Source organism: Streptomyces sp. NBC_01450 (assembly GCF_036227505.1).
Lineage (GTDB): Bacteria > Actinomycetota > Actinomycetes > Streptomycetales > Streptomycetaceae > Streptomyces.
Window position 1 is genome coordinate 441,161 of record NZ_CP109481.1, and the last position, 25,078, is coordinate 466,238.

Annotated in this window: 19 protein-coding genes and 5 pseudogenes; 6 read left to right on the forward strand and 18 right to left on the reverse strand. The window is 67.5% G+C overall.

Annotated elements, in window-relative coordinates; genetic code table 11:
* Window positions 1-231: 231 nt before the first annotated feature.
* From OG568_RS50270 to OG568_RS50290, 5 genes and pseudogenes are all read right to left on the reverse strand, one after another.
* Window positions 232-684, reverse strand: a pseudogene (locus OG568_RS50270) (IS30 family transposase); the annotation flags it as partial.
* Window positions 683-1,336, reverse strand: a pseudogene (locus OG568_RS50275) (IS3 family transposase); the annotation flags it as partial. The pseudogenes OG568_RS50270 and OG568_RS50275, both read right to left, overlap by 2 nt.
* Window positions 1,337-1,471: 135 nt before the next feature.
* Window positions 1,472-2,908, reverse strand: a pseudogene (ltrA, locus tag OG568_RS50280) (group II intron reverse transcriptase/maturase).
* Window positions 2,909-3,508: 600 nt separating this feature from the next.
* Window positions 3,509-3,850: pseudogene (locus tag OG568_RS50285) on the reverse strand (transposase); the annotation flags it as partial.
* Between the two features lie 427 nt (window positions 3,851-4,277).
* Window positions 4,278-5,234, reverse strand: a complete 957-nt coding sequence (locus tag OG568_RS50290) for a hypothetical protein (protein WP_329536828.1) — start codon at window positions 5,232-5,234, stop codon at window positions 4,278-4,280.
* A gap of 364 nt (window positions 5,235-5,598) precedes the next feature.
* Between OG568_RS50290 and OG568_RS50295 the strand changes: the two genes are divergently transcribed.
* Complete coding sequence (locus OG568_RS50295) at window positions 5,599-9,840, forward strand: CHAT domain-containing tetratricopeptide repeat protein (protein ID WP_329536829.1); 4,242 nt, start codon at window positions 5,599-5,601, stop codon at window positions 9,838-9,840.
* Window positions 9,841-10,277: 437 nt separating this feature from the next.
* Here OG568_RS50295 and OG568_RS50300 read toward each other — a convergent pair whose 3' ends face one another.
* Complete coding sequence (locus OG568_RS50300) at window positions 10,278-10,838, reverse strand: hypothetical protein (RefSeq protein WP_329536830.1); 561 nt, start codon at window positions 10,836-10,838, stop codon at window positions 10,278-10,280.
* Window positions 10,839-12,284: 1,446 nt separating this feature from the next.
* Between OG568_RS50300 and OG568_RS50305 the strand changes: the two genes are divergently transcribed.
* Window positions 12,285-13,094 carry an NUDIX hydrolase gene (locus OG568_RS50305; RefSeq protein ID WP_329536831.1) on the forward strand — a complete coding sequence of 270 codons (810 nt, stop codon included), beginning with the start codon at window positions 12,285-12,287 and terminating at the stop codon, window positions 13,092-13,094.
* A gap of 56 nt (window positions 13,095-13,150) precedes the next feature.
* Here the strand turns inward: OG568_RS50305 and cyaB are convergent, their stop codons facing one another.
* The 7 genes from cyaB to OG568_RS50340 all read right to left on the reverse strand — a co-directional run bounded on the left by cyaB (window position 13,151) and on the right by OG568_RS50340 (window position 17,954).
* Window positions 13,151-13,705 carry a class IV adenylate cyclase gene (cyaB, locus tag OG568_RS50310; RefSeq protein ID WP_329536832.1) on the reverse strand — a complete coding sequence of 185 codons (555 nt, stop codon included), beginning with the start codon at window positions 13,703-13,705 and terminating at the stop codon, window positions 13,151-13,153.
* Between the two features lie 19 nt (window positions 13,706-13,724).
* On the reverse strand, window positions 13,725-14,330 hold the full coding sequence (locus tag OG568_RS50315; RefSeq protein WP_329536833.1) for an XRE family transcriptional regulator: 606 nt from the start codon (window positions 14,328-14,330) through the stop codon (window positions 13,725-13,727).
* Between the two features lie 10 nt (window positions 14,331-14,340).
* Window positions 14,341-14,598 (reverse strand): hypothetical protein, encoded by a 258-nt coding sequence (locus OG568_RS50320; RefSeq protein WP_329536834.1) that lies wholly within the window; start codon window positions 14,596-14,598, stop codon window positions 14,341-14,343.
* A 1,194-nt stretch (window positions 14,599-15,792) separates the two neighbouring features.
* Window positions 15,793-15,978 carry a cold-shock protein gene (locus tag OG568_RS50325; RefSeq protein ID WP_443077968.1) on the reverse strand — a complete coding sequence of 62 codons (186 nt, stop codon included), beginning with the start codon at window positions 15,976-15,978 and terminating at the stop codon, window positions 15,793-15,795.
* A gap of 201 nt (window positions 15,979-16,179) precedes the next feature.
* Window positions 16,180-16,776 carry a nucleotidyltransferase family protein gene (locus tag OG568_RS50330; RefSeq protein ID WP_329536837.1) on the reverse strand — a complete coding sequence of 199 codons (597 nt, stop codon included), beginning with the start codon at window positions 16,774-16,776 and terminating at the stop codon, window positions 16,180-16,182.
* Window positions 16,777-16,857: 81 nt separating this feature from the next.
* Window positions 16,858-17,361, reverse strand: coding sequence for an NUDIX domain-containing protein (locus OG568_RS50335; protein WP_443077923.1), 504 nt, complete (start codon window positions 17,359-17,361; stop codon window positions 16,858-16,860).
* Window positions 17,362-17,627: 266 nt separating this feature from the next.
* Window positions 17,628-17,954, reverse strand: coding sequence for a hypothetical protein (locus tag OG568_RS50340; protein ID WP_329536839.1), 327 nt, complete (start codon window positions 17,952-17,954; stop codon window positions 17,628-17,630).
* A gap of 359 nt (window positions 17,955-18,313) precedes the next feature.
* On the opposite strand from OG568_RS50340, the gene OG568_RS50345 reads away from it, so the two are divergent.
* Entirely contained in the window at window positions 18,314-18,436 is a 123-nt protein-coding gene (locus OG568_RS50345) for a hypothetical protein (RefSeq protein WP_329536841.1), read from the forward strand.
* A gap of 776 nt (window positions 18,437-19,212) precedes the next feature.
* A pseudogene (locus OG568_RS50350) lies at window positions 19,213-19,326 on the forward strand (ATP-binding protein); the annotation flags it as partial.
* Window positions 19,327-19,373: 47 nt separating this feature from the next.
* Here the strand turns inward: OG568_RS50350 and OG568_RS50355 are convergent.
* Entirely contained in the window at window positions 19,374-20,396 is a 1,023-nt protein-coding gene (locus OG568_RS50355) for a S66 peptidase family protein (RefSeq protein ID WP_329536842.1), read from the reverse strand.
* 36 nt (window positions 20,397-20,432) lie between these two features.
* Window positions 20,433-20,972 carry a DUF6417 family protein gene (locus OG568_RS50360; RefSeq protein WP_329536843.1) on the reverse strand — a complete coding sequence of 180 codons (540 nt, stop codon included), beginning with the start codon at window positions 20,970-20,972 and terminating at the stop codon, window positions 20,433-20,435.
* A 338-nt stretch (window positions 20,973-21,310) separates the two neighbouring features.
* Between OG568_RS50360 and OG568_RS50365 the strand changes: the two genes are divergently transcribed.
* Both OG568_RS50365 and OG568_RS50370 read left to right on the forward strand, forming a co-directional pair.
* Window positions 21,311-21,787 (forward strand): hypothetical protein, encoded by a 477-nt coding sequence (locus OG568_RS50365; RefSeq protein ID WP_329536844.1) that lies wholly within the window; start codon window positions 21,311-21,313, stop codon window positions 21,785-21,787.
* A 20-nt stretch (window positions 21,788-21,807) separates the two neighbouring features.
* The gene (locus tag OG568_RS50370) at window positions 21,808-22,020 is read left to right on the forward strand and encodes a hypothetical protein (protein WP_329536845.1); all 213 of its coding nucleotides are present in this window, start codon (window positions 21,808-21,810) and stop codon (window positions 22,018-22,020) included.
* Window positions 22,021-22,075: 55 nt separating this feature from the next.
* Here OG568_RS50370 and OG568_RS50375 read toward each other — a convergent pair whose 3' ends face one another.
* From OG568_RS50375 to OG568_RS50385, 3 genes are all read right to left on the reverse strand, one after another.
* Window positions 22,076-22,600 carry a hypothetical protein gene (locus OG568_RS50375; protein WP_329536846.1) on the reverse strand — a complete coding sequence of 175 codons (525 nt, stop codon included), beginning with the start codon at window positions 22,598-22,600 and terminating at the stop codon, window positions 22,076-22,078.
* Between the two features lie 476 nt (window positions 22,601-23,076).
* A complete protein-coding gene (locus OG568_RS50380; protein ID WP_329536847.1) occupies window positions 23,077-23,466 on the reverse strand; it encodes a hypothetical protein in 390 nt (129 codons plus the stop codon).
* 296 nt (window positions 23,467-23,762) lie between these two features.
* On the reverse strand, window positions 23,763-24,977 hold the full coding sequence (locus tag OG568_RS50385) for an SGNH/GDSL hydrolase family protein (RefSeq protein WP_329536848.1): 1,215 nt from the start codon (window positions 24,975-24,977) through the stop codon (window positions 23,763-23,765).
* Between the last annotated feature and the right edge of the window lie 101 nt (window positions 24,978-25,078).

Genomic DNA, 25,078 nt, shown 5'->3' on the forward strand with positions numbered 1-25,078 from the left:
CACAACTGCCGCACCAGTAACTGTGATTGCAGTACTAGGGCGTGTTTCGAAAGTAGCGTCGTCCGCCCGAAGGGCGGGGTCCGCGGCGTCTGGTGCGGTGCATCGCAAGGCGGAGGGTCGTCCGCGTACTGGGCGTACGCGGACGATCCCGACAACGCGGCGAGGCGCCGTGCCAGGCGTCGCGGACCAGACGGGACTTTCGAAGCACGCCCTAAGCTTGACGTTTAAGGTCAGGGGTCGAACGAGGCTCGAACTTGACCAGTGTTTTAGCAGCGGGCCGTTCTTGACCCGTGGCTCGACACCGTAGCCGTCCATCCGCGGCAGGTGCAGGAGCATGGTGAACCGCGTCGTGCGCTCCACGAGTGTGCCGATCGCGGACCGGCCGGTGCCGATGATGAGGTCGCCCTCCCAGTGGCCCGGGACCGCGGGGTCCTCCGCCTCGGCAGGCCGCTCGCTGATCATCACGTCGGATGTGACGTGACCACTGGCATTCTGTCGGGAGCGTGCCCGCGGAACACGCAAAGCACGCCCGGTGCGCAGGCAGGTGACCAGCTCGCGCTTGAGTGCCCCGCGCCCTTGGATGTAGAGGGCCTGGTAGATCGCCTCGTGCGAGATACGCATGGACTCATCATCGGGGAAGTCGAACTTCAGCCGGTTCGAGATCTGCTCCGGGCTCCATGCCTTGACTGCCCGCGTCCGAATGATGAACCAGCCCCGGCCCAGCGGGAGTTCCAGCGCGGTCGCGGCGCCACAAGGCCATGTCGAGGGCGTCGAGGACGTCGAGGACGTCGAGGACGAGCTTGGCCCGCTTGCTGGTGGCGGCGGACCAGCCCACGATCGCCCGGGAGAACACGTCCACGGGGAACGCGACGTAGACGAACCCGGACCAGGTGGCGACATAGGTGAAGTCGGCCACCCACCGCTCATTCGGACGTGACGCGGTGAAGTCGCGCCGGAGCAGGTCACCCTCCCTCTCGTGGCCGTCGTCCCGGATGGTGGTGCGGATCTTCTTCCCGCGCCGGGCGCCCTCCAGACCCAGGTCACGCATCAGCCGGGCGACCGTGCAGCGGGCGACCGGTATGCCCTCGCGGTGCAGTTGCCGCCGTACCTTCCGGACCCCGTAGACGCTGAAGTTGGCCGTGTGGACGCGGCTGATCTGCGTCTTCCGCTCCGCGTCGCGCACCGACCGGGCGCTGGGAGTGCGGTTCTTGGCGGCGTAGTAGGTGCTCGTCGCGATCTTCAGTCCGTGGCCGGTCAGGACTCGGCAGATCGGCTCGACTCCGAACACCTGGCGGTGTGCGTCGATAAACGCTACGAGCGCTTCGACGGCCGGTCGGTGAAAGTCGGCCCGGGGCGTGGTTCCGGCCTTTCGGCCGGCCCGTTTCCCCGGACCGCTTCCCGAACCCGGCGGGCACCTCTCAATGCACCGGGCTCTCCACAAGCCCCGAAATGGACCGTGTGTTGGACATCCTCATCCCGCGATGGGCCAGGGAGCCGGGATAATCGAACCTCGGTAACGGTAGCGGGTCGTGCCTACCTTCTCGGGATCGAACAGCTCCCTGTTCTCACTGGTGGGCCACCATCCACCGCCGCAATAGCGGTGGCGGAGATCCTTCCAGGTGGACCGGCGGTGTTTGCGCCGGATCCATCGCCAAACTGTCTGCCACGTGTAGTGGCTCAGATAGGAGAAGGTCGCGGAGGACACTCCTGGCCGGAAGTAAGCGCACCAGCCCCGCAACGCCATATTCAGTCGACGCAGCAGGTCATCCAACGGTTGGTTCACTTCGACCTCTCGTCACAGCGTCTTGACCTTCCGTTTCACGGCCTGGACAGCCTTCTTCGCGGGGTAGGTGTAGACGTAGTGCTGCCTGGTCCCTCTCTTGCGGTGGCGCTGGATGTGCCATCCGAGAAAGTCCCGGCCCTCATCGATATGGGTGATCAAGGTCTCCTCCGGTGACAGGCGCAGGCCCATCGTGGACAAGACCCCAGCGATTTCCTCACGCAGGACCTCGGCATCGGCTTTCGAGCCGAAGACCATCAGGCACCAGTCGTCCGCGTACCTAATAAGTCGGTAGTTGGGCAGACCATGGCGGTTCCGTCTGGCGCGGTCCACCTTCCCAGCAGTCGGGCCTCCCGGCGCCTGGGCGATGTACTCGTCCAGGACCGACAGCGCCACGTTGCTGAGCAGAGGCGAGAGAATCGACCCCTGTGGGGTTCCGGCGGTGGTTTCCCGCAGCAGGCGGTCCTCTCCGAGGATGCCCGACTTGAGGAAGGCCTTTACCAGTTCCAGGATGCGTCTGTCGCCGACTCGGTGCCGCAACCGGTCCATCAGGGCCGGATGCGAGATTTCATCGAAACAGGCCGTGATGTCTCCCTCGACGATCCACTCATAATTGCGTGGCCGCGAGGAGAGATAGCGCACCTCGGCTACCGCGTCATGGGCCCGGCGGTTCGGGCGGAACCCGTAGGAACACGGGAGGAAATCCGCCTCGAAAATTGGCTCCCGCACCAGTTTCAAGGATGCCTGGACCACCCGGTCGGTGACTGTCGCGATCCCCAGGCGGCGGAGCTTCCCACCGGCCTTCGGGATCATGCGTTCACGCACCGGTAGCGGGCGGAAACTACGGTCCTTCAACTGCAACCGCAGTCCGTCAAGAAAATCCCCGACTCCCTGCCCGGCCTCGACGGAACGCGCCGTGCGCCCGTCCACTCCAGCCGCGCGGGCACCCTTGTTACCCCTCACCCGATCCCAGGCCACCAGAAGGAAGCCCGGATCGGCAACGAGATTGTAGAGGTCGTCGAACCTGCGATGAGAGTCATCACGAGCCCAACGGTGCAGCTTGGTCTGGATATTCAGTACCCGTCGCTCCGCCGTGTATACGGCGTGCTCCAGTTCGTCGGTATTCACCAGCGAAAACCTCCCGATATTCCAGCAGCCTCGACTGCTGACTTGCTGGCCCCCTTCGCCCTGCGGCCGTCTCTCACGGCCTCCACGGCGGGTCGTCACGCCCGCGACTACTACGGGGCCTCCGCCCCATCTCACGGCCCTCAATCGGCAACGGACCTGCCCACCGCTGAACGGGCTGTCCAACAGGAGGGCGACCGCGGATGGTTCCCACGTTCACCATGTGATCGATCGGTCAGGGAGGTGCCCAGCTCTACTCCGGCAGCATCGCCACGCTTACGCCGCAGACCTTCGACGTGGCCTCCCCACCGTTACAGCTACACGGCTTCGGAGTTGGGATCACCGACTCCTTGAATCGGACGTCCCACGCACTGCACACCGGCCCATATCCACCAGATTTGACCCGGCTTCGCGTTTACGGAGCTTCCACCACTGGTTCGCTCTCGCTGCACCTTCTGACCTCGCTGAACGGGCCCGCACCGTCTGGTAGTTCCGGTACGTTCCGCCTTCGTCGGGGCCGCTTGCCACCCTCACCGGCGTTCCCCGGATCAGGCTGCCCCCAAGCTTCGATCAGGCCGCTGCGACGACCTGACGGAAGTGGCCTTTCACCACCTCTCGATCAACATCGCGCCTCGTGGCGCACAGCTCGGCCGCGAAGAAAGCCGAGGCCGCCTTGAGGATCTCGTTCGCCCGTCGCAGTTCGGCGACCTCGGCCCGCAGCCGCTTGATCTCCGCGGCTTCCTCGGACGTGACTCCGGGCCGCTGACCGGCATCCACCTCGGCCTTGCGGACCCAGGTCCGCACGGTCTCGGCCGTGCCGATCCCCAGCTTGGCTGCGACCGCCTTCATCGCGGCACACTCGGTTGGGTAGTTGGGGCAGATCTCCGCAACCATGCGCACCGCACGCTCACGAAGCTCAGGAGGGTATGGGGACGGACGCGCCATGACTCGATCCTCTCAAGGAATCGAGCCTCCATCAGACCCGGAGCACTTCAATCGAAGCCAGCCCCTGGACCTGGCACAAGCACCCGACCGGAACGTCGGGCAGCAGGGATCACTCGATGAGGGATCTCGGTACGGGCACGCTTCCGCCGGGTGTACAGCCTCATTCTACGCGAGGTGATGGAGCGTCAGGTATGGCCGGGATCGGGAAGCCTACCTCGGCGCTGAAGGAGGAATCGAACAGCTCCGGTACCGACCGTCACTACTCCGCGTGATCGCTGGCAGAGCCCGATTCGTCCGGTCGTAGCCAACGGGTCGGCTGCCGCGGCGGTACCGACGCCAGCGGGGTCAGCGGACGACGTGGTGGGGCGCGGGTGGAGGGCTGACGACCGTTCGAGCGGCTGGCCTCGGGTGCTGGCTGCGGGACGGGCTACGGCTGTGGCTCGTGTGCCGTCAGGTCGATCAGGTGCCGCCTGCCCTGCAACAGGCATGTGACTTCCCAGCCGGTGCGCCTGCTGAGGATGCCGTTCCCCGAGATGCCCAGGCGCTCGGCGAGCTCACCGGTGTACAGGTGGACCGACGCCTCGACCAGGGCGGCGTAGGCGTCGGTAGCACTGCGAAGCCGGAGCTGAGCGGTGATGAACGTGGCAACGGCTAGGGGTAGTCCGGGCCACCACCACACCGCCAGGAGTGCGTACAGGATCGCCCAGGCCGCGAGCGTAGTTGCCCGGCTGAGCGACTCTCTGGTCGATTCGATCTGCTGGCGCGAAGCGTCGGGCAGTAGTTGCCACAGAGCCGGCCAAACCGTGGCGAGGTCGAGGTCGAGATCCCGTGCGAGGCGGAGGGTGACCGCGTGCATTCGGTCGCCGGACCATGTGGGCCGATGCGGTTCCTCCTGCGAGACGCGCACGACGACGAGCCGTGCCGACCGCAGGTTCGCGCCACGCTCGGCGTTCCCGACGGCCAGCGACTCACCGACGCGCAGTCGCTCACGCTCATACGCGGCCTCGGCTTCAGCGCGCCGCTGTTGGCGCTTGGAGACTCGCCAGTCGGCCAGAGACCGCAGAGGCCATGGCCAGAGAGGCCAGTCCGCCGCGAACCACAGCCGCTCCACGAAGGAGCCGAGTGTCTGCGCCACGATGCCCAGTGCGGCAGCCAGCAACGTCAGCAGTAGCAGGAGCACGGTGAGCCGCACTCCGGCTCCCGCGCCCGGAGTTGGGCGCCACGCTTGTACCTCGCGGACCAGCAGGTCGAGGTCGAGGGCATGGGCATGCCCGAGTGTCCGGGCGGTGAAGGCGGCCGCCAGGAATAGCGCGCCGGGGAGCACCAGCAGGGTCAGCCACCGCTCTGCCAGGCGCTTGCCCAGTTCTGTCAGGAGGCCGCCCATCTCAGCGCTTGACCCAGCGCAGCGGAACGGAGGCCATCCGGCACAATGGCGCTTCCTGCATCGTGCGCTCCGCCCACACCACGCGTGCACATGTACCCAGGGGGCAGAGAAAGGCGACGTCGACTGCGGCTGCCGTCCCCGTACCGACGGGCGCTGGCTCGGGGACCCCACGGGCTCCCGGCCCATAGACTCCACGCGCAACCCCGTCCCGTCGCACAATCTCGTCGACGGCATCAAGGGGCGCCTGAGGATCCTCTGTCCCATCGACGACTGCACGTTGCAGCCGGACGAGTGCGTCAGTCCGCCCCAGCTCGGTCAGGTGCTGGTTCAACGCCCCGAGGTGCTCGCAGACGTAAGAGAGACCTTGTCGGACCAGCGCTGGAGTATTTCCCTCCGTCATTGCGAACCCCCGTTGCAGACACTCACTTTCAGGGCATCATGCAGGAAGCAAGCTGAAATAGTGCGAAGTTCGGGAGAAGTGGTGCACGAGACGGGGGAGACACCGCCTGAGTGGCGCGCCGACTCACGGCAGGAGTTGCTGAATCGGGCCATGCAAGCCCTGCGTGCCCTGGAGTCGGCAAGCCCGGACGGGGAGTCACTGGATACGGCCATCGCTGCTGTGGTGGACGACTTGACTCGGCTGGTGGCTACCGACTCCTCCGATGACCAGGCCGCCGTGGCTCTTGGCTGGTTGTATTGGCGCCGCCACGAAATGCACGGCGCGCAAGTCGATCTGGACGACGCTGTACGCGCGTTGTCACCTTTCTTCCTCCCGGACCGGTTGGACCTCATCCCAGACGGTCTGAAGAGCGAGATCGCGGACGCGTACGGCACCCATGTGGGGACCCAACTGGCCCAGGCCCTCGCCGCAGGCGACGACGTCGGGACGGAACTGTCGGCGCTCGCCTGGTGGTGCTCGTTCCTGCTGGCACACGCCGACCCGGACAACGACCGCTACGGCGGCCATCTGTGCACGCTTGGATGGGTTCTCTTCCAGCGGTACGACGTCCTCGGTGATGTCGACAATCTGCTGTGGGCCATCAGCTTTCTGAGCCGGGCCGTGCGCGCCACGCCCGCCGACCACGCCAACGGCCCGAGCGTCAGGGCCCACCTCGCCTTCGCCCTGGCTGGTCGCTACGCGCTCACGAAATCCTTCAACGATCTGCGCACCGCCTTTGAGGCATCTACCGTCGTGCTGCGCCTCTCCTTGCCCGATGTGCAGCGTGACGGCCTGGTTAGGACGCTCGCTTCCCTGCTCGGCGACCTGATGTCCCGTGCGTTGGAGGAGCACCAGTGGAGCGAGGCGGTCGATGCGGGCCGAGCAGCCATGGAGTGCCCAGAGCTGTTCGCCTTCGCTCAGGACCTCGTGGCGGAGGCATTGCAACGACGCTTCCAGGGCGGCGGATCGGACCTCGTTGACCTGGACGAGGCGATCCGGCTGCGGACCTCGCTTGTAGGTGAACACGGCAACGAACTTACTGATCTTCAACTCAGCAACGAACTAACCAGGTTGGCTCACGCTTACTGGCTGCGCTACCAGCATGCGAAGCGGTTGGAAGACTTGGACGCAGTCGTCGACACCTACGAGCAGGCTTTGGACCGCGTGCCGCACGACGACACTTCGATTCGTTGGGACGTCCTGCGCAAGCTTGCCATCGCCCGCATCGAGCGCATCGAGCGAGGTCGGCCCGCGGGCGAGCCTTTCGGTGCAGACGATCCAGGGGATGTGGAGCGGGTGATCACGGTGACCCGTATCGGACTTGGCAGCGCGCGCGGCAACCAGGCTCCCGTTCGCATCCGCGCGGTCCTCACCCGGACACTGGTCCGGGCGCTATGGCATCGGTATGTGCTCGAGCACCGGGCCGAGGACCTAGCCGAGACAGCCGAGTTGTTGCACTCGGCCGCTGTCCAGGAGACTTCCTCGCCCGACGGCGCGGTGATATTCGGCTGCCTCGCCACCCAAGTGCACCGCTCCCGGTACCGGGCCGGCCTCGGCCTCGACGCGCTGCACGAGTCGGTAGCCGTCGCTCGCAACGCGATCGAGAAGACTCCGCCGGACCATCCCGGACTCGCCGCTGTGCTCGGAGAGCTCGGTGTGTCGCTGATTTACCTCTTCAATCACACGGGAGAGCTTGCCGCGCTGGACGAAGCGATCGACCGTGGCCGCGAGGCCGTCCAGGCCATCGGCGGGGGAGCCCTCGACGACTATCGCGGAGTGCATCCTCTGTATTTGCTGGGCACTGCTCTGGCCGAACGGGGCGAGCGTACCAGCAGCCTCGGCGACCTGAACGCCGCCGTCCGGATACTGCGACGTCTGCACGCCTGCCGCACGCATGCGGAAGGCCAAGACATGTACGGACTCGGCATCGCACTCGTGAGAAGGGCCGAGCGGACGAGTGAGCTGACCGGACTTGATGAGGCAATCACCTTGTTGCGGCAGGCGGCGGAAGCATGCAACGACGAGGTGGCGGTCGTCCTGTCTGGGCTCAGTGGCGCTCTACTGCGCCGCTACAATGCGAGTAACGATCGAGCAGATCTTGACGAGGCCTTGGTGACCGCACAGCGTGCCGTCGACGCGGTCCCGGAGGGTGATCCCGGATCGTTGCACGCTTTCACCGCTTTGACCGGCGCACTGCTTGACTTGCGGCGCAGGAATCCCGAGCGGGTGGACGTGGAGGAGCTCGTGGCCCTGTGCCAGCATGTCGTCGATCTTGCTCCACCCGATCATGCTGCTCTTGGGGTGTTCCGCCACAACCTGGGGATTGCCTGGAAGGAACAGGCGGACGCGCTCGGACCGGACCCGCTTTTGCAGGCGTTTGCCACGTTGACTGACAAGACCATGATTCCTGGCACAGTGATGCAGGCAGTCGACGGCCTCACCGAGGCGGCCCGCAGTGAGACTGTCGCGGCCTCCCAGCGGATCCGTTCCGCCTGGGCGGCAGCCGTCATGGTCGCCCCGATGGACGCGCTCTGGGCTCAGTACCTGCTGGAGTACGCCGTCGGCATCATCCCCCTCCTCACCCCGCGCCGCATCAACCGGGCCGATCAGCAGCACGCACTGAAACCCGTCTCCGACCTGGTCACCCTGAGCGCAGCCGTCACCCTGACCGCGGGTGCCGAGCCGCACCCGCACATCCCGGGTATGCCTCTTCTTCCGGATGCCGCGCTCAGTGCACTGCAGGCACTGGAGCAGGGTCGGGCAGTTCTCCACAGCCAGATGATGGACACTCGCGGTGACATCTCGGAGTTGCGCCGACACCACCCCGAGCTTGCCGAGCGTTTCATACACCTACGGAGCCTGCTCGACAGCGAGACGGCCGCCACGGCGGACGACACCGCAGGACCCGAACACGCCACCAAGGACACCGGCTCCCAGGATCGCCCCCGGGTCGCCGCCGAACTCACCGCCACCATCGACGAGATCCGCGACCAGGAGGGTTTCGCCTCGTTCGCCCGTCCACCGGAGCTGGAGACCATCATCGCCGCCGCGGCAGTGGGGCCGATCGTGGTGTTCAACTGCGACCGGACGCGCTGCGACGCTCTGCTGGTCACACAGCGCGGCGTACGCCACGTGCCGCTGCCCGGCCTGACACACGAGGAGGTGACCCGGCAGGCTGACCTGTTCCACCGTGCGCTCGCCGTTGTCGCCGATCCGCACACCGACTTCCGCGCCCAGCGTGAGGCGCAGCGGACGCTGAACGGCATCCTGGGCTGGCTCTGGGACGTGGCCGCCGAACCCGTCCTCCTGGCACTGGGCATCGGCTCGGGCACCGGCCACGACAGCGAGCCGCCTCGGGTGTGGTGGTCGCCCGGAGGTCTGCTGGGTGCTCTCCCGCTGCACGCCGCCGGTCACCATGCTGAGTCCGTCGAGCAGGGCGGCGACCGTACGGTCCTCGACCGTGTCGCCCCCTCATACACGCCCACGATCCGCGCGCTGCAGTACGCCCGGCGCCCACGAGTCGACGCTGGCAGGGCGGAGCGGTCGCTCGTCGTCGCCATGCCGTTCACCCCGGGGGCCCCACCACTTGCCGGTGCCTCCGCGGAAGCGGAGGTCGTGGCGGCCGCGCTCCCCTGCCCGACGGTGCTCGCCGGGCCAGTTGGAAGCACCCCGCCTGTAAATGCTTCCGTGCCGACCAGAGAGGCGGTTCTGGCTCAGCTAACCGAGGCGCACGTGATCCACCTGGCCTGCCACGCGGTCACAGACTCCGTCGACCCCTCGCACAGCCGACTGGTGCTGTGGGACCACGCAACAAGCCCGTTGACCGTCGCGGGTGTTGCCTCAGTGACCCTCGACAGGGCTGAACTGGCGTACCTCTCTGCTTGCCGGACGACATACACCGCCGCGACCGACCTGCGGGACGAGGCCATCCATCTGACGAGTGCGTTCCAACTGGCCGGATTCCGACATGTGGTGGGCACACTGTGGGAGGCCGACGACGTGATCTCCGCCCGGATCGCGAAAACGTTCTACGCGTCCCTGACAGAGATCGGCGGCCTGGACTGCAGCCGCTCCGCAACCGCGCTGCGTGCGTCCATCCTCGCCGAGCGCGACGCGTATCCCCACACCCCGTCGCTCTGGGCCGCGCACGTCCACGCGGGTGCGTGACCTGCCGAGCCATCTCCTGGCGACAGCCACGGCCGGTCAGTTACCCGGCGTCTCATCGAGTGCGGTAACCCTCCGACGGGAGCAAGGCACTGCACGAGGTGGAGAAGGTCTCGCCATCGCGGTCCGCTCAGAAGCGAATGGGTCTGCTGCAGGATCGGGTGACAGGTCAGGTTCGATCACGCGGCCTGGAGGGCCGCTGTGGTCATGACAGTCTCGAATTCGATGGGGGCCAGCCGGCCGAGCGAGGCTTGTCGGCGGCGTCGGTGGTAGGTCGATGGAGCCGGCAGGAGCCGGCCGGCGGCCGTCGCTGAGGTACTCCGAACCGCTGATGGGGATTCCGAACTGCGGCCAGAGCCGTTCTCGAATAGCGCCATCACCCCGAGCACGCCCTGTGATCTTTCACGGCCTCGTTCCGCGCCGGCCCGTCGGGACGCCCGTCATCGTCCTGGCGCAAGCGTCCAGTGCACGTCCCCTGAGCCAGGGCAGATCCGCCACCCCTCCAGAATGCCGGTCGCCATCAGGTGGCTGAGCGCACCGTGGAACCCCTGATGATGCATGCGGCAGTCACGGATGATCCGGTCGCATTCGCTCCGCCCCTCTCCCGAGGACGGATCGCTGTGCGCCGCGAGATAGAGGCCCGGCAGCCGCAGTCGAGGCTCTGTCGCCCCTATCCGCGCGGGGCATCCGGTGTGCAGTGCCCAGTCGGCAGCGCGCCGCCGGTCGGGGCGGGCAGGTGACTGTGCCAACAGCGTGGCATCGCGAAGCTGTGCGGTGATTCCGTCCGCTCGGGGACTGTCCGCCGTGGTCAGCCACCGTGCCCGCTCAAGCTCGCGGCAGGCCTCCACCGCCTTGATGCGAAGACCGCGCAGCAGACCCGCGGGAAGCTCGACCTGCATGGATGCGTTCATGCGCAGCGCGCACTGCAGGGCGAGAAGCCTCGCCCTGGCAGAAATGTCCTTGGGCAGGGCCACGGCCAGGTAGCCGAGGATCTCGCCCACCCGGACGCGCTCTCCTGGGCCTCTGGAGCGCCGGCTGCGGCGCGGCCTCGCGGAAGGCGGATGGAGCGGTGCGGCCAGCACGGTGTCGGGCACGATGGCGGCCTGCGCAGTTGCCGCGGCACAGGCACCACAGGTGTCGGCGAGGCGCCAGATGCGGCCACCGCGTTCGCAGGCCAGGAGCAGGCGGATGGGTCCGGCGCACCCGTGGTGGGGGCGGTGCCAACTGCAACCGCGTTCATAGCACTGGCAGGTGCGCAGGTGAGACGCTCGAAGGTCGCCGCGGGCATGCCGGGCCCGGCTGATGCGGCAGGCCGGACTCGCCGGCCTGTACCGCAGACGAGGCCACCGCACCACGATCCCCGATCCACGGGCAGCCGCCCGTCCCGACCTGGGGGTCCAGGCCGTCCAGCGCCTCGACATCCAGATGGTCCCCGTGCGGCGAGAGCGGTGCGAAGCGTCTCTGTCGAGCGGTTCGGCGTGCGGTGGGAGAAGAGCTACTGCAGCTTCTGCTTTATGTGGAATCGAGTGATTCCAGTGGGCGATCTCATCGACCCGACGGATCAGTCTGAGCGGCGGAGATACTCGCCGGAGGGGCAGCCAGCATCCGCGTCGCCCGTTGGACACATGACAGGGTCATCTTGATCGCCGAACAGGTAGACGGTCACCGTGCACTTGCTGGCAACCGACTCCAGGGACAGAACGGAACCACGTGTAGCTGCTTCATCAGGAGCATCGAACCCATCGTTCCCGGTAGGCGCATAGAACGCCCAGGTACCGGATTCCGGCGTCCTGAGGTCGCCACAGTCTGACGCAGTGAAGTGCTCGCTGGTGAAGGTGTGGTCCTTTTGAAATGTCAGGGATGTACCCGCCTCGCTCGTCCATCGGCCCGCCAACTTATTCACGGAGATGTCCGCCGCATAGACCGCTGGCGCCAAGCCGCAGGACACGGTCAGCACTGTCGTCGCAGCTACCAAAGCAGCCCAACGCCCCGTTCTTCGCCCCACACGCACCCCTCTCGCCAGGCACCCGGGCTGCGACCAGAGCCAGGGCCCGTCGCTTGCTCCACAGTATATTGAACACGTTCAAATTTTGCAGTGATGACTGACCTGCCCAAGCCGACCATCTTGGGAGTCACAGCGCTAACCTGCGGAAATGGCCCCTATCCCGTGGGGCAAGTTCCCCACTGTCGCAGAGCATCAACAAGCGCACCGGTGGCTGCAGTTCACAGCCAACATCGGGCGAGCACCCAACACGGTCGACGCGTACGGGCGGGCCGTCGAGGACCACCTGCGGTTCTGTGCAGCGGCATAGATACCACCCGGCTGTGACAACGCCCCGAGCGCTGCGGCGCCACCACCTGCACCTCGGCAACCTCCTGCCCCCAGAAAGGTCACACCCCTGTCTCAATTCTCAATAACTTGCCGTTTCCCTGTCTCGATGGGCGCCATGGACGCACACCTGGACCGGATGCGAGCCCACCCGGACATCGCCGGACGGGTGCTGCGCCTGGAGTACACGTCGGTCAGCCTCAACCCGCAGGCGAAGCTGTTCGGCCGCCGAAGCCTGCTGGACCAGTTCGACCCCGGCCGCGGCGAGGACCGGCCCGTGCTCGCCGCCTTCGAGGAGGAGCTCACCTGCCCGTGGGCGCTTTACCACGTGCGGCGCATCCTGCCGGTCTCGAAGGCGCACCCCACCCGGCGTGGACGGCCGATGCGCTCGGTGGAGCGGGTCCACGTGGGCAGTTGGCAGGCGACTCCCTCGGCGACGCCGAGAACCCTGCCACCGCGAGCTCTCCATGGAGGGGTTAGAAATTGGGTAGGCCGCGAGGACGCGCGGAACTCTCGTGAGCACGTGGAGGGGCGACCGGTGGGCGAGCAACCAGTCTTGGCGATGAGCGTAGTTGTTGACCACGGCCGGCTCCTGCTGATCTGTCGCGCCGCCCCCGAGGCCGATCTCGTCTGGGCACTGCCTGGTGGCACCGTCGAGCCGGGCGAAACGGCCGAGCAGGCGGCCGTCCGGGAGACGCTCGAGGAGACCGGCCTCGGTGTGGAGGCGGTCAGGCTGCTCGGCGAACGCGTGCATCCCGACACCGGCCGGCTCATCGCCTACGTGGCGTGCACGGTTCGCGGGGGCAGGGCGCGCGCCGCATCGTCGCGCGAGGTATCCGCCATCGCCTGGGCCGCACCCGGCGAGATCCACCGGTACGTGCCGCGCGGACTGTTCCCGCCCGTGCAGGCCTACCTCGACGGCCGGTAGCCCAAAAGCCCCCTGCTTGGCCCTCGTGACCGTACAGGGGGCATTCATGTCCGGGGTCAGCGACGGCGGGCGGCGACCGCGTCCGTGTACAGCTCCCGTGTCAGGTCCTCGGGGCCGATGCCGAGGTCGGCGAGCACGGCACGGATGTCGTCCAGCGCGGCCGTAACGTCCTCCTCGACGACAATCGTCTCGACCTCGAGGAACGTCCCGTCGATCTCCGGCACCCGCACCAGGGTGGCGAGCATCTGCCGGCCGCGGGCCTCGAAGTCGTAGTTACGGCACCACTTCTCGAAGGCGATCGACGGGACGTACCCGAGCCCCTGCAGGATGGCGTGCGCGGCCTCGGAGTCCTCGACGCGCGTCTCGTGCTCGGGCTTCGAACCGGAGGCCTCGTCGACCGTTGCGCCCTTGAAAGTAAGGGCAGTCCGGGGACTGCTCGGGCCGCGGACGGTGCGCACCCGCAGCTCCTGGTCCTGCTTCTCCAACGAGCCGTCCGGCCGGTCGTAGTAGGTGTCCTGGTACACCTCGACGCGGGCCTCGGTGCGCTCGTCGAGCTGCCGCATGACCGCCTCGGGCGAGTGGACCCGGGCCTTCAACTCCGCCTCAATCACGTGCGGTTCCCCTCTCAGTTCACACTGTCCGCTGCGCGCCGTCCACGATCGCATCGAACATCCGGCGGAACCCCCGGAAGAGGGGCCCGTGCGGTGTCTCCATAACCTTGTACGTGGCGCTCTCGTGGCCTTCCCACCCCGCGTCGAAGGCGCTGACGAACATGGTGGAGTCCGTGCGGATGAGCCGCCAAGTGGGCAGCATGCGATATCGGTACACCTTGATCTCGGAGGAGTCGGCCAGTTCCCGCAGCCGCGCCTCGGCCAGGCGCACACCGCTGGCGAGGGATTCGGCAGACTCCCCGATCTCGGCTGCGCGACGGTCCAGGACGTCGGAGTCCGGGTCGAGCAGCAGGACGCGGATGCGGAGCCCCTTGCCGCCCTGGTCGCGGGGAAGGCAGGCGCGCAGCAGGCTGTCGTTCAGCCCGATCAGGCCGAGGCCGCGCACGGCCAGGACGTCCAGTTCCTTTGCCTCGCGGGCCTGTTGCTGGATTTCGTCGGCCGCCGAGTTCTGTGCCGCGTACACACGGACCACCTCGGGGAACGCGGCGAGGTCGAAGGCTGGCCCGCCGGAGCGCTTCTCTCGGCTCGCGGCGAGGCCGAGCAGGTGCCGGGCGTCGTCAGGCATGTGGAGGCCGTCAGCGATCCGCTCGTACACGTCGAGGCGGGACACCTCGCGGGCGCCTGTTGATGATCTCGTTGATGCGGGCCTGCGTCATCCCGGTGGCCACGGCGATGCGGAACTGGCTGGCCCCGGCGTACTGCTGCACCTGGCGGAACACGGCACCCATGTCGCGGGCGCGGAGGGCCTGGCGGACCTCGGCGCACTCCCATGCCCAGTCGGGCAGTTCGATCGGTTCGAGTGCGGTCGGCATGGTGCGGCCCCCGGTTTCCATGGCGGGATGGAAAGCCATCTCACCGTGAGATTACCGGTGGTGGATCGAGTCGACACCGTCCGTCACAAGATCCTGGCCAGATCGTATGAACCCCGGCGGCCGCGCGAACGGCCCCGGGCGTGGACGACTGGTTGGAGTCGACATGGCAGAGATTACGCAGACCCAGAGCGCGCCCACCACCCCGACGGCCTACGCATACTGCGCCTGGCATAAAGGGGTCACGCGGGACGTCCGCCTGATCCAGATCGAAGAGTCGGGATCCGGCCCGGGAACGGGCCGCCAGCGGTTCGCGTGCCATCCCTGCCAGATCCGGTACGGCTTGGTCCCGCTCGCCGACCGATGACCTACTGGAAACGGAAGCCGCCCCGGGTCGCCGATCTGACCCGCGCTCAGTACTCGGGGTGGGACTGCTGCTGGTGCCGGAAGCGGCTCACCCGCGGGGCCCGGTCCGCCGGCCGCGCGACGGGGTCCAGCGGCGCCTACGACCTGAGCGTCGAGGTCTACGAATGCGGCCCGCGCTGCCCGAAGCGTCCCCGGCGCCCCACCTCGCGAAGAGGAGACACCCCGTGAACAGGTCCACCCTGCCTCGCGCTCAAGGCCGCATTTCTGGCTCGCCCACGCCGCTTCGAGGCAGTCGCCAGCTTCCTTCGGGGAGGTCTGCTCCAGCCACTTGAACGTGGACTCGCACGTCGCCGCGTTGTAGTTCCCCAACTCCTGTGCACCGGCGGGCACGTCAGGCACCTTCGCCCAAACAATGATGTCCCGCGTGGGCGGGCAGTCCTTCGTCGACGCGGACGGCTTCGGCTTCGCTGTACGAGGCGCGCTGCGGGCGGGCGTAGCCGCGGAATGGGTGGGCGTTGCGGGGCCACCAGGGTCATGGGCGGTAAGCGTCGGCCTCGGTGTGCCGCTGCTGCAGGCGACGGTCAACAAGACGGCGGAGACGGGCAGGATGAAGCGGCGCACTCGAGGCCCCCCCAAGACAGTGCAGTAAATGTGTGGGCCACAGTGGCAGCCGATCATGGAGCGCGCGCAGATGTTGCCGGAACATGACGACGGGTTCGACACCTCGGTGACTGCCGCAGGCTCGACAATGCACGACGCCCCGCCGTCCGGACCGTACAGGTCTGGAGGCGGGGCGAAGACCGACGCATACCCGGCCGGTGGATGTATTGACCGGGTCTTCTTCGTGCGTCGTTAGGCGGGAGTGATGTTCTCCGCCTGCGGGCCTTTCTGGCCCTGCGTGACGTCGAACTTCACCTTCTGGCCTTCCTGCAGCTCACGGAAGCCCTGGCTGGCGATGTTCGAGTAGTGGGCGAAGACGTCGGGGCCGCCGCCGTCCTGCTCGATGAAGCCGAAGCCCTTCTCCGCGTTGAACCACACCCGCCTGAGACGGAGCGAGCCAGTTGTCGACAACTCCGAAGATCACCGACTCCCGGGAAAGGGGTGCCGTTTGTCAGCCGACCGCGCTCTCAGCACCTACCTGCGACGCCCCGCATGGATGTCGCAGCCATTGAGGGCGGCCGTCAAGGACAACTGGCCCGCCGGAGAGGAACTCGCCGCATGACCACCCGCATCCGAGCGTCAGCCCGGCCACGGCAGCACGGTGAGTTCCGGCCACTCGTCTCTCCAGCGCGCTGCCTTGGCTTCATAGACCTCCCGCGGGGCAAGGACCGGGTTCGGCCGGACCACGAGGTTGAACACGTCGGAGAGCCCGTGGGGCGCATAGACGCGCCACCCACCGTCGGGGTCCAGCCGCACCCCCAGACAGCACGTCGTCGCGGCGAACGAGTCGATCGCCGCCTCGGTGGACTCGTGAGGCGGGCAGGGCACGCCGAATTTCTGCTCGTACCAGAGGTGCACGCGGGCCTCGTTGCGGACCTCCACCTCGGCCGGCAGCCCGGCGAACACCTCCTGCCCTGCCTTGATCGCGGCATCCTCCGCCTCCCAGGACAGGTCGGTGCCGTCGAAGTAGAAGATGTCGTAGTCCTTGATGCCGCTGGTCGGGGGCCTGTCGGTGACCACGTTCCACACCGTCTGGAAAAGGCAACCCGCCGTCACATACCAGCCGGGCAGCTCCATCGTCGCTGCCCTGGTCAGCACGCCGGTCAGGACCTCGTTCTGGGAGAGCACGGACCGCAAGCCATCGAGTTGCTCAACGAGAGGGAGTCGACCAAGCATCCGTACTCCCTATCACGAACAGCCCCTCGCACAAGGCGCGTTGGCCTCAAGCAGGCGTCCCAGCCCGCAAGGCGGGCAAGGTCAGGACCGCGCGGTCCGGAACGCGAGATACCGGCTGAAGGCTTCGTGGCTGTCGGGGGTGAAGCGCCACTCCAGCAGGGCCGACCGCAACTCCGGCTCGGCCAGCCAGCCATGCCAGGCGACCTCATCAGGATCGGCGACCACGGCGTCCGGCACCACGGCTTCGTGCACGCCGAGCCAGTGAGGGCTCAAACCGCCGCGGTTGAGGAACGTGAACAGCAAGCGCGGCAGCACACGAATGCCCAGCTCTTCGGCCAGCTCCCGCGAGGCGGCCTGTTCATAGGACTCACCGACATCCACGGCGCCACCGACCACGACCTCATAGAACCCGGGGAAGCGCGACAGCCGCTCCGACCGCCGATGGACGAGGATCCGCCCACGCTCATCACGACACACCGTCACGGCGACCCGGTGCAGCCAACCCTCCCGGATGGCCTGCCGGCGGCTGACCACCACCCCCAGCACACGATCTTGATCGTCGACACGCTCCACCAGTTCATCCACGACGCACACCCTGGCAGAGCCCACCGACAACGCCGCTTCCCGGCGACCCGCGGAACTGGACCAAGAGCACCTGCGCAAGGAGGCCGGACCCGGATGACGACAGTTGTCGTGCAAATACGACACCTATTGTGCTCAGGCTCACCGCCACCATCCCACCGAGCGAACTTCAAGGACCAGTTATGGCAACACAAACCCGCCTGCAAACGCGACACCGCCAGGCCGACGCCCGCACGCCCAAGGAGACATGACCTGCGAGGGACACGGTTTCAGCGGAAACAAGCTGAGCCAAAGCACACCGCGACCTCGGCCAGTCGGCCGCCTCCCGCGACGGCATGCAGCAAGTCGCCGCCAGCGGCGGCCGGTACGCCCCAGACGCCGCCTGCGCCCTGGCCCACCTCGCGCGAGCGGCCAGCCAATTCCCCACCGCACTCGCCACCGCCGAAACCCTCGGCTGGCCGGGCCGCGGCCACCGTGTCCTCGGCGACATCCACTTCGCCCACGGCGACATGCCCCAGGCCGCCGCATACACCGCCGCCCGCACCGAGGCCGAACAGCACGGCAACCTCGGCGAGAAGGCCATCGCCCAGGCCCACCTCGCCCTCACCCTCGCCTTCACCAACCGTGCCCGCGCAGACGGCGAGATCGCCCTCGCGAACAGCTCCTCGCCGGACTCGACCAGCGCGCCACGACGCTCACCGCCCAGGTCGCCGCCCTCGTCCGCCACGCCGGCGATGCCGGAGGGGAGTTCGCCGACTGCGCCGACCGCCCGCGCGGTGAGGTCACGGCCAGCGGCATCACCGCCGCCGCGCTCCTGCTCGAACTCGCCGTCGTCTTTCACCACGCCGTCCGCGACGACCACGACCAAGTCAACGCCTCGATCTCCCGGCTGCACGCGGCCACCCGTGACAACGACTACGCCTACTACGCCTACTACGCCGACATCGTGCACTTCATGGCGGGCCTTCCCCTCGAGACGGCGTCGGTCGCGCGCTGGGTCGACAGCGAGCCTGCCACCCACGAGCGCTGGCACGCCCTGGTCATCGGCCGCCGCCAGCGCCCCGGCACCCAGCAGTGACCCAGTCCTCGGCGTCCTGAAGAGCCTGTTCCTGAAGCACACATGGCAGAAGTGTCTCTACTGCTGATTGCCGAGACGGTGAGGGTTGTTGTGCAGGTGCACACGCCGCTCGTGATCATCACGTGCCAGCCTGAAGAATGGCGATTCCTCGGGGAGGGGCTCTAGCCGCAGATAGCACCCCAGGGCTTCCTGCGTCTCTTTGCACATCGCCCGAGCCCAGGAACGACGTCGGGAAGGGAAGTCGTGGCTGGCGGCAAGCGGCCCGAAGCAAAGGTGGGTGGCGTCCAAGACCCGGTTGCGCAGTTCCGGACTCGGGATCCGGTGTACTGCCTTGCGGACGAGTTTTTGCAGCTCTGACAGGTGCTCGTGCCCGAGTCGCGTTTCTTCTGAGGCTGCCGGGTTCTCCTCGTTTCGGATCAAGGTTGTGATCAGGTCCCCGGAATATCGTCAAGATTCGTCAGGATGGACTGCGCTGCGTCCTCAGCTGCGGAGTCCCTCCGATCACGTCGAGCCTGGTGAGCCTGATGTCGCTGTTGGTATACGACGCCGGCGAACGCGGCTCCGGCACCCACCAGAGCACCCAACAGTCCAATCAGTCCCACCAAAACTTCGGTACTCATGGTGGCCATCATGTCGTGGTCCGGTCGGATCGTCGGCATGGCCTGGTGGGCAGGTTTGTGGGTAAGTCGCCGCATCATCAGTGTTGTTGGCAGTCGTACACTGTCCGAGTGAACGTCTCCCACTGGCTCGTGTACGCCGACGGCGTTCGCGAACAGGTCGTCGCCGAATCGCTCCTGGACAGGCTGATCAACACGAGCCAGCAGGTGGTCATGAGCGGCCCCTCCTACAGGCCGAACAAACGGCCCAAGGCGGCGATCACCAAAGCGTGAGTCGGCCCCTGGGCTACCAAGGCAGTCGGCTCACTGTTCCGCGTTGCTCAGCCGACCGGTCCCGTCATCGCGTGCGGTCGTACCGCCGGTTCGAGCAGCGACAACGTCCGCTCCTCTGCATCGAGGGCGGCACGGATACCGACCGGCATCGGCAGATTCGGGCCTGCGTGCCCGACTTCGGCGTTGCCCAGGACCGGGATGTCGCGGTCACCGAGGACATCGAGGACGATCTCGGCCAGGGTCGGAGAGCCGTCGGGCGAGTCGAGTCCGTCGATCGCCTCCGGAACGCCCACGACCATGCCGGAGATCCGGTCGAGAATCCCGCTGTGCCGCAGTATCTGCAGATAGCTCCACACGTACGATGCCTGGCCGCCCAGCTCCTCCCAGAACAGCACCGCGCCGTCGAAGCATTCGAGCGGCAGCGCGAAAGGCGTCGCCTGCGCCAGCACGATCCGATTGATGACCCCGCCGATCAGCGGACCTTCGGCACGCCCGGCACGCCAGCACTCCCACGACGGACCGGCGGGCAGCGCACCGATCGGCTCCGTGTCGGTCAGCAGCGCCGAGTACAGCTTCCCCAGCTCCTCCCGGCGGGCCGCGGACGCTCTTTGCCAGTGCCCTCCGAGACCGGGCGTGGCCGGGTCGGCGTGGAACCCGACCAGACCCGTGCGCGCATAGAGCACCAGGTGCAGCAGTGAGATGTCGCTGTAGCCGAGGATCGGCTTGGGGTCGGCCCTGATCACGTCGAAGTCGATCAGGTCGAGGTATCCGAACACCGTATGGCCACCGTCGTGCGCGACGATCGCGCGCACCTCGGGATCACGCAGCAGACCGTTGAACTCCTTGGCGATCTCGTCCGGCCGCGCCGCGCTCCACCAGCGGTGCCGTCCGGCTTCGAGGAGCGGCGCGAGACGTACACGGATTCCCATCCGTTCGATCTCGGCCACGGCCCGTTCGAGATCGGGCGCGTATCTGGCGTCGAGCGGCCCGGACAGCGCCGCGACAACGACGAGGTCTCCGGGCTCCAGGGCGCGTGGGCGCAGCAGTTGAGACAGTGCAGTACGGGTCACCGAGGCAGTGTCCCGACGCCCATGACAACACGCTACTCATTTACCGATCGGCCACCCCGGGCTGTACACAACGCCGTACTCGCGGCCGAAGCGGTTCGCTTCCGCCGCAGAGCCCGTCATCCGGTGCAGCCACAACCCGTACGCCACGGACCCCATCTGCTCCTGTGTCAGATGCAGCCGCCACCGCTTGATCCCGTGATCACACGAGGCCGCCCTGACCTGCTCCGCCAGCCCGTCGGCCGGCGGCACCCGGAGCTGATCAGCGAGAACGACGAACACACGCAGGGCCGCCATCTGTGACGGGATCAGCTCCACCATCTGCCGGTCCAAGGCTGCCTCGCCGGGCGAGGGTTCGGCCCGGGGGCGGGACTGGCCGTAAGCGAGGGTGTCGTGGCCATACGGCGTCAGCCGGACCGCCCACCGCACGGGCCGCCCCTCCAGAGCCGACAGCTCCGCGCGGTCCTCCCGGCAGGCAAGCTCCACCAGGCCCTGGTTCTCCAGGGCGTCCACCTGCTGCTGATGCGGCGGAAGGAGTTCTGCGTCCAGCCGTGCCCGGCCGCCTGACCGCGCTCGCACAGCGCCTCCAGCACCGCCAGTGCCCTCTCCCAGTTCCTCATCCCGCTCCCCCAGCGTGTGCCCCTGTGCGCGTGCGCCGACCGTAGACGCCGACACCGGTCCGGACAGCGCCAAGACGGGAAGGCAAGCCCACCGGGTGACATCGGCTGCCACAGACGCGCCGGGCGGGACGCCACCCGGTAAGACACTGCGGTACCGCAGGATCCGGCGGTATCGTGCCCCGATGCGGCTCACGCCCTCGGAACGGGCCCACCGCTGCCTGGGTGTTTTGTCCTCTTTCGTGGCCAGTTCTCGTGAAGGCATGCTGCGGCCACCAGCAGCTCAGTACCGTGCCGACCATGGCGAACCAAGCAAAGAAGCAGGTCACGCCCGCTGAATGGGCGTTGCGGCTGACGCTGTGGATCTACGCCGTGGTCAGCATTCCGCTGTACCTGTGGTTCCTCCACCATGCCGCCGACCAGTGGGCCGACTACCTGCCCGAAGGCGACAACCTGCGCTTCTGGTTGCCGATCGTGGTGCCCGGTGCCGCGTTCAGCTTCACCCTGCTGGCCGCTGTGTCCTGGTGGTACACCGTCTTCCACACCCAGGAGTTCCTGGCCGGGCGCAGGGGCGGGTGGTTCCTCATCGTGTTCGTCGCCGCCCTGTCCCTGGCCGCCGGCATCATCGCCGCCCAGGTCCGCGACGTCACCGCGGTGGTCCCCACCACGACGTTGACGACCATCGGCATGACGAGGCTCTGGTTCCTGCCGCCAGCCGTGTCCCCGCAACTGCTCGACACCCCGCGCTCGAAGAAGACACCGACGGACCCGTCCTGACAACGCCCGAGGAGACCTTGATGAGACTCGTCTGGCTGGCCGCGATCAGCGTGCTCGCCATCGTGATGACGGTGTTCACGCCGTACGTGTTCCGCACCGAATCAACGTGGCAAGCCGTTGCCTGGCTGGTCATGCTCGCAGCCACGGTCACCGCCATCGCCGCACTCGTCCGCGCAGAACTGCTGCTCCGCCGCCTGGAGCGACTCGCGAACAGCGACACCTCCGCGACCTGATCCGCCTGTCCGGGTGCTGTCCCGTCTTCGAAGGCAGGAACCGGACGCGGGGGTGTCAGCCATGTTGTTCCTCCGCGCCGCTGAAGTCCCACATGCCGCGGTCGTTGAGGAAGAATCCTCCGTCTTGGAAGGCGCCGCGTACAACGTCGATTCCCTCGGCCGCGTGATTGACGGGAGCCATGGTCCTGATGTCCGCGACCTCATGGGCTTGCTCATCGGTGAGGACCCCCTGCTGCTCGGCCATCGCCAGGATGACCATGGCTGTCATTTCGACCACCTTGCTGATCTCTTCAGCGGTGGTGACGTCCGGTCCCTTGAACGGATCGTCCAGCAGAAACTCGTTCGTGCGGATGCTGTGTTCCAACCGGAACTCGGCAAGTGTCAGAGGGCGGCCGTACTCCTCCTGCAGCCAGACCGCGCCTTCCTCACCAAACTCTTCAATCAGGACTCCGTCCGGGCAGATCTGGTCGTAGCCAGGGTGCTTTGGTCGTGGGTTGCGCAAGGGAGCCGCGAGAGCTCGGTGAAGGTCCTTACGCAGATTCCTGGGACGTGCGGTGCGGCGCTTCCGCGACTTCGGCATCTCATCTCCCGGTCAGATGTAGGCGACGCCCGGAAGCGTCGACCGTACAGCCGCCGGTGCGCGTCGATGCTGAGCGACTCTGCTCGGGCACGTCAGTTCCCACATCCGTGGCCTCGGTGTCGCTCAGCAGGCCGTGCTCTAACGGAGTGTCTGGACGCGGCGGATCTACCGACCGGCCTCCCGCGCGCGCTCAACACGTGCGCGATGCACGCCGCCACTTGGTGAGGCGCAGCGTTCGCCCGGCGGCCTTTCGCAATCCGGGCAGGCAATGTCATACGCCCCTGGTGCCCGCCGTCGGCGCTCCGCCTTGGCTCTGCGTTCCGCCAGGATGGGCTCGATCCGCTCGTAGTGGGGGATCTTCGACACCGCGCCTGTACCGATCCGGGCGTTGGCGACATAGTTCTTGCCTGCCACGGCCTGGCAGCGCGGGCAGTTCCTCTTGACCCAGTGCCGGCGTGCCACCTGCTCGTGCCGCATCAGCCGCGGCGCTCCCCGACGACGGTGTGCAGCCCGAGTGTTGGGGTGAGGATGCAGGCGATGACCGCGGGACGGCCGAGGGCGAAGTAGCTGACGATGTAGACCGTGGAGAGGGCCCCGGCGCGTCGGGCGGTGGGCGTTTCGGCCAGGATGGGGCGGAGTCCGCCCTGGAAAGCGCCACCGAAGTCGATGCCGACGACGACGCTGGCGGTGAATAAGAGCCACAGCGATTCGGCCGATACCGATGCCGTCATCAGGGCGGCTCCGGCCACGAGGGCGACCGCGCCGATGCGGACGACTTTCAGGCCGTCCATACCCTGGGTGAGGGCGCCGACCAGGGCGCCAGTGGCGGTCACGGCGGCGATGGCGCAGCCGCCGACCAGGGCCACGCTCGCGGACGAGACAGACCCCGCTGAGGCCGTCACCGTCCGCTGACCGCACAAGAGCCGGGGCCACAGCAAGCAGACCGCTCCGCCCCGTCCCGTGCTCGTGGAACCGCCGAGCCCGTATGGCCCGGCGGTGGCGACCTTCTTACAGCACGATTGACTGGGCGACTCCTGACGGCCCGCCACGGCGTTCGGCGTGTGCGATCACCGCATGTGCCGAACGCCGCGGCGTTGTCGGGTGCGTCCAGGGGGACGCTCCTTCTGCCGCGAGGTCGCTCAGAAGCCGCCTCGGTCAGAGGTCAGTCGAAGAGGGAGAGGTCGATGGATTCTGCGAGGGCGGCATAGCCCGCGTCACTGCCGTGGAGGTTGTCACCCATGTGCAGGCCGCTGCGGATGTGGGTGGGGTCGGCGGGGTCGCGCCAGACGGCGTCGAAGTCGAGTACGCCGTCGAAGGTGCCGCTCGTGCGGATCCATGCGTTGACCTGCTCGCGCGCCTTGTCACCCTCGGCTGAGTACATTTCCGAGCTGCCGTAGGGGGCGATGGTCGCGGCGTAGACCTTCACGCCGTGCGCGCGGGCGCGTGCCGCCAGCTGGAGGTGGGCGGCGATGATGTCGTCGACGCCGACGGGTGAGCCGGGGAACATCAAGAGGAATCCGGCGGTCTCCTCGGTGCGTGGGGCGAAGGAGAAGATGAGGTCGTTGCCCACGGCGATCACCACGTGGCCGAGGCCGGGCGTAGCGAGGATGTCGCGGTCGAAGCGGGCGAGGGCGGCGGTGCCGATGCCGTCGGTGAGCATGCGGTTGCCGTTGATGCCCTGGCTGACCACACAGCGTGCCTGTCCGCCGCGGGCTGCCAGGCGTTCGGCGAGCCTGTCCGTCCAGCGTCGGTCGGTACCGGGGGTGGATCCCATGCCATCGACGCGGGAGTCGCCGATTACGGCGATGGCCTGGGTCGCTGTCTCAGGCTGTACTTCCACGGCCGTGATCAGGGCTTGTGCTGGCAAGGGGGCGGCGTCCGCGGGCAGCGACACGAGGGCGGTCGCGTCGCCGGGGATGAGCCAGCCGAGCGTGTGGAAGGTCCCGTGGCAGGTTGCGGTGTCGACTCGGTCGGGCAGGTAGAGGCTGATGGTCAGCCGGGACAGCGCGGCGGTCCGCAGATCGATGGGGTCACTGAGGATCGGCGCGCCCGCCGGCACGGTGGCGCTCGGCTGGCCGCTGAAGGTCACCGCGTGATCGCTTCCGTACTGGATTCCGTCGTCGGTGTCCGTGATGGCGACACGGGCGGCGCCGATGGTCAGCGGTGCGGTTCCGTACTCGTTGCTGATGCGGATGCGGATGCGGTGTCCGCCGCCTGTGATGCGGACGATTTGCCGCAGCGTCGCATTCTCAAAGGGCTCGATGCAGCTGACGGAGTTGTCCGGTGCCTGCGGGGAGGCGCCCCAGGTGCGAACCCATGCAACTGTGTGCGGGGCCGAACCTTCGGAACTGGAGGGGGTGTTGACGGCGCTGTTCACGGTCGTTGCCCTTCGGCTGTCGGGTATTGCGGCGGTGCTTGAGGGTGTTGGTGCTCGACGAGTTCGGTGGCAGGCGGCCTTGCCTGATGCGGTGGAGGGGC

What these genes read in the sequence shown, in the direction of transcription:
- OG568_RS50330 (WP_329536837.1), bottom strand. Translation starts at nt 16,776, where the DNA reads ATGCTTGGTCGACTCCCTCTCGTTGAGCAACTCGATGGCTTGCGGTCC.
- OG568_RS50315 (WP_329536833.1), bottom strand. Translation starts at nt 14,330, where the DNA reads ATGCCTGACGACGCCCGGCACCTGCTCGGCCTCGCCGCGAGCCGAGAG.
- OG568_RS50345 (WP_329536841.1), top strand. Translation starts at nt 18,314, where the DNA reads ATGGCGGGCCTTCCCCTCGAGACGGCGTCGGTCGCGCGCTGGGTCGAC.
- OG568_RS50370 (WP_329536845.1), top strand. Translation starts at nt 21,808, where the DNA reads ATGAGACTCGTCTGGCTGGCCGCGATCAGCGTGCTCGCCATCGTGATG.
- OG568_RS50290 (WP_329536828.1), bottom strand. Translation starts at nt 5,234, where the DNA reads ATGGGCGGCCTCCTGACAGAACTGGGCAAGCGCCTGGCAGAGCGGTGG.
- OG568_RS50365 (WP_329536844.1), top strand. Translation starts at nt 21,311, where the DNA reads ATGGCGAACCAAGCAAAGAAGCAGGTCACGCCCGCTGAATGGGCGTTG.
- OG568_RS50305 (WP_329536831.1), top strand. Translation starts at nt 12,285, where the DNA reads ATGGACGCACACCTGGACCGGATGCGAGCCCACCCGGACATCGCCGGA.
- OG568_RS50320 (WP_329536834.1), bottom strand. Translation starts at nt 14,598, where the DNA reads ATGGAAACCGGGGGCCGCACCATGCCGACCGCACTCGAACCGATCGAA.
- OG568_RS50375 (WP_329536846.1), bottom strand. Translation starts at nt 22,600, where the DNA reads ATGCCGAAGTCGCGGAAGCGCCGCACCGCACGTCCCAGGAATCTGCGT.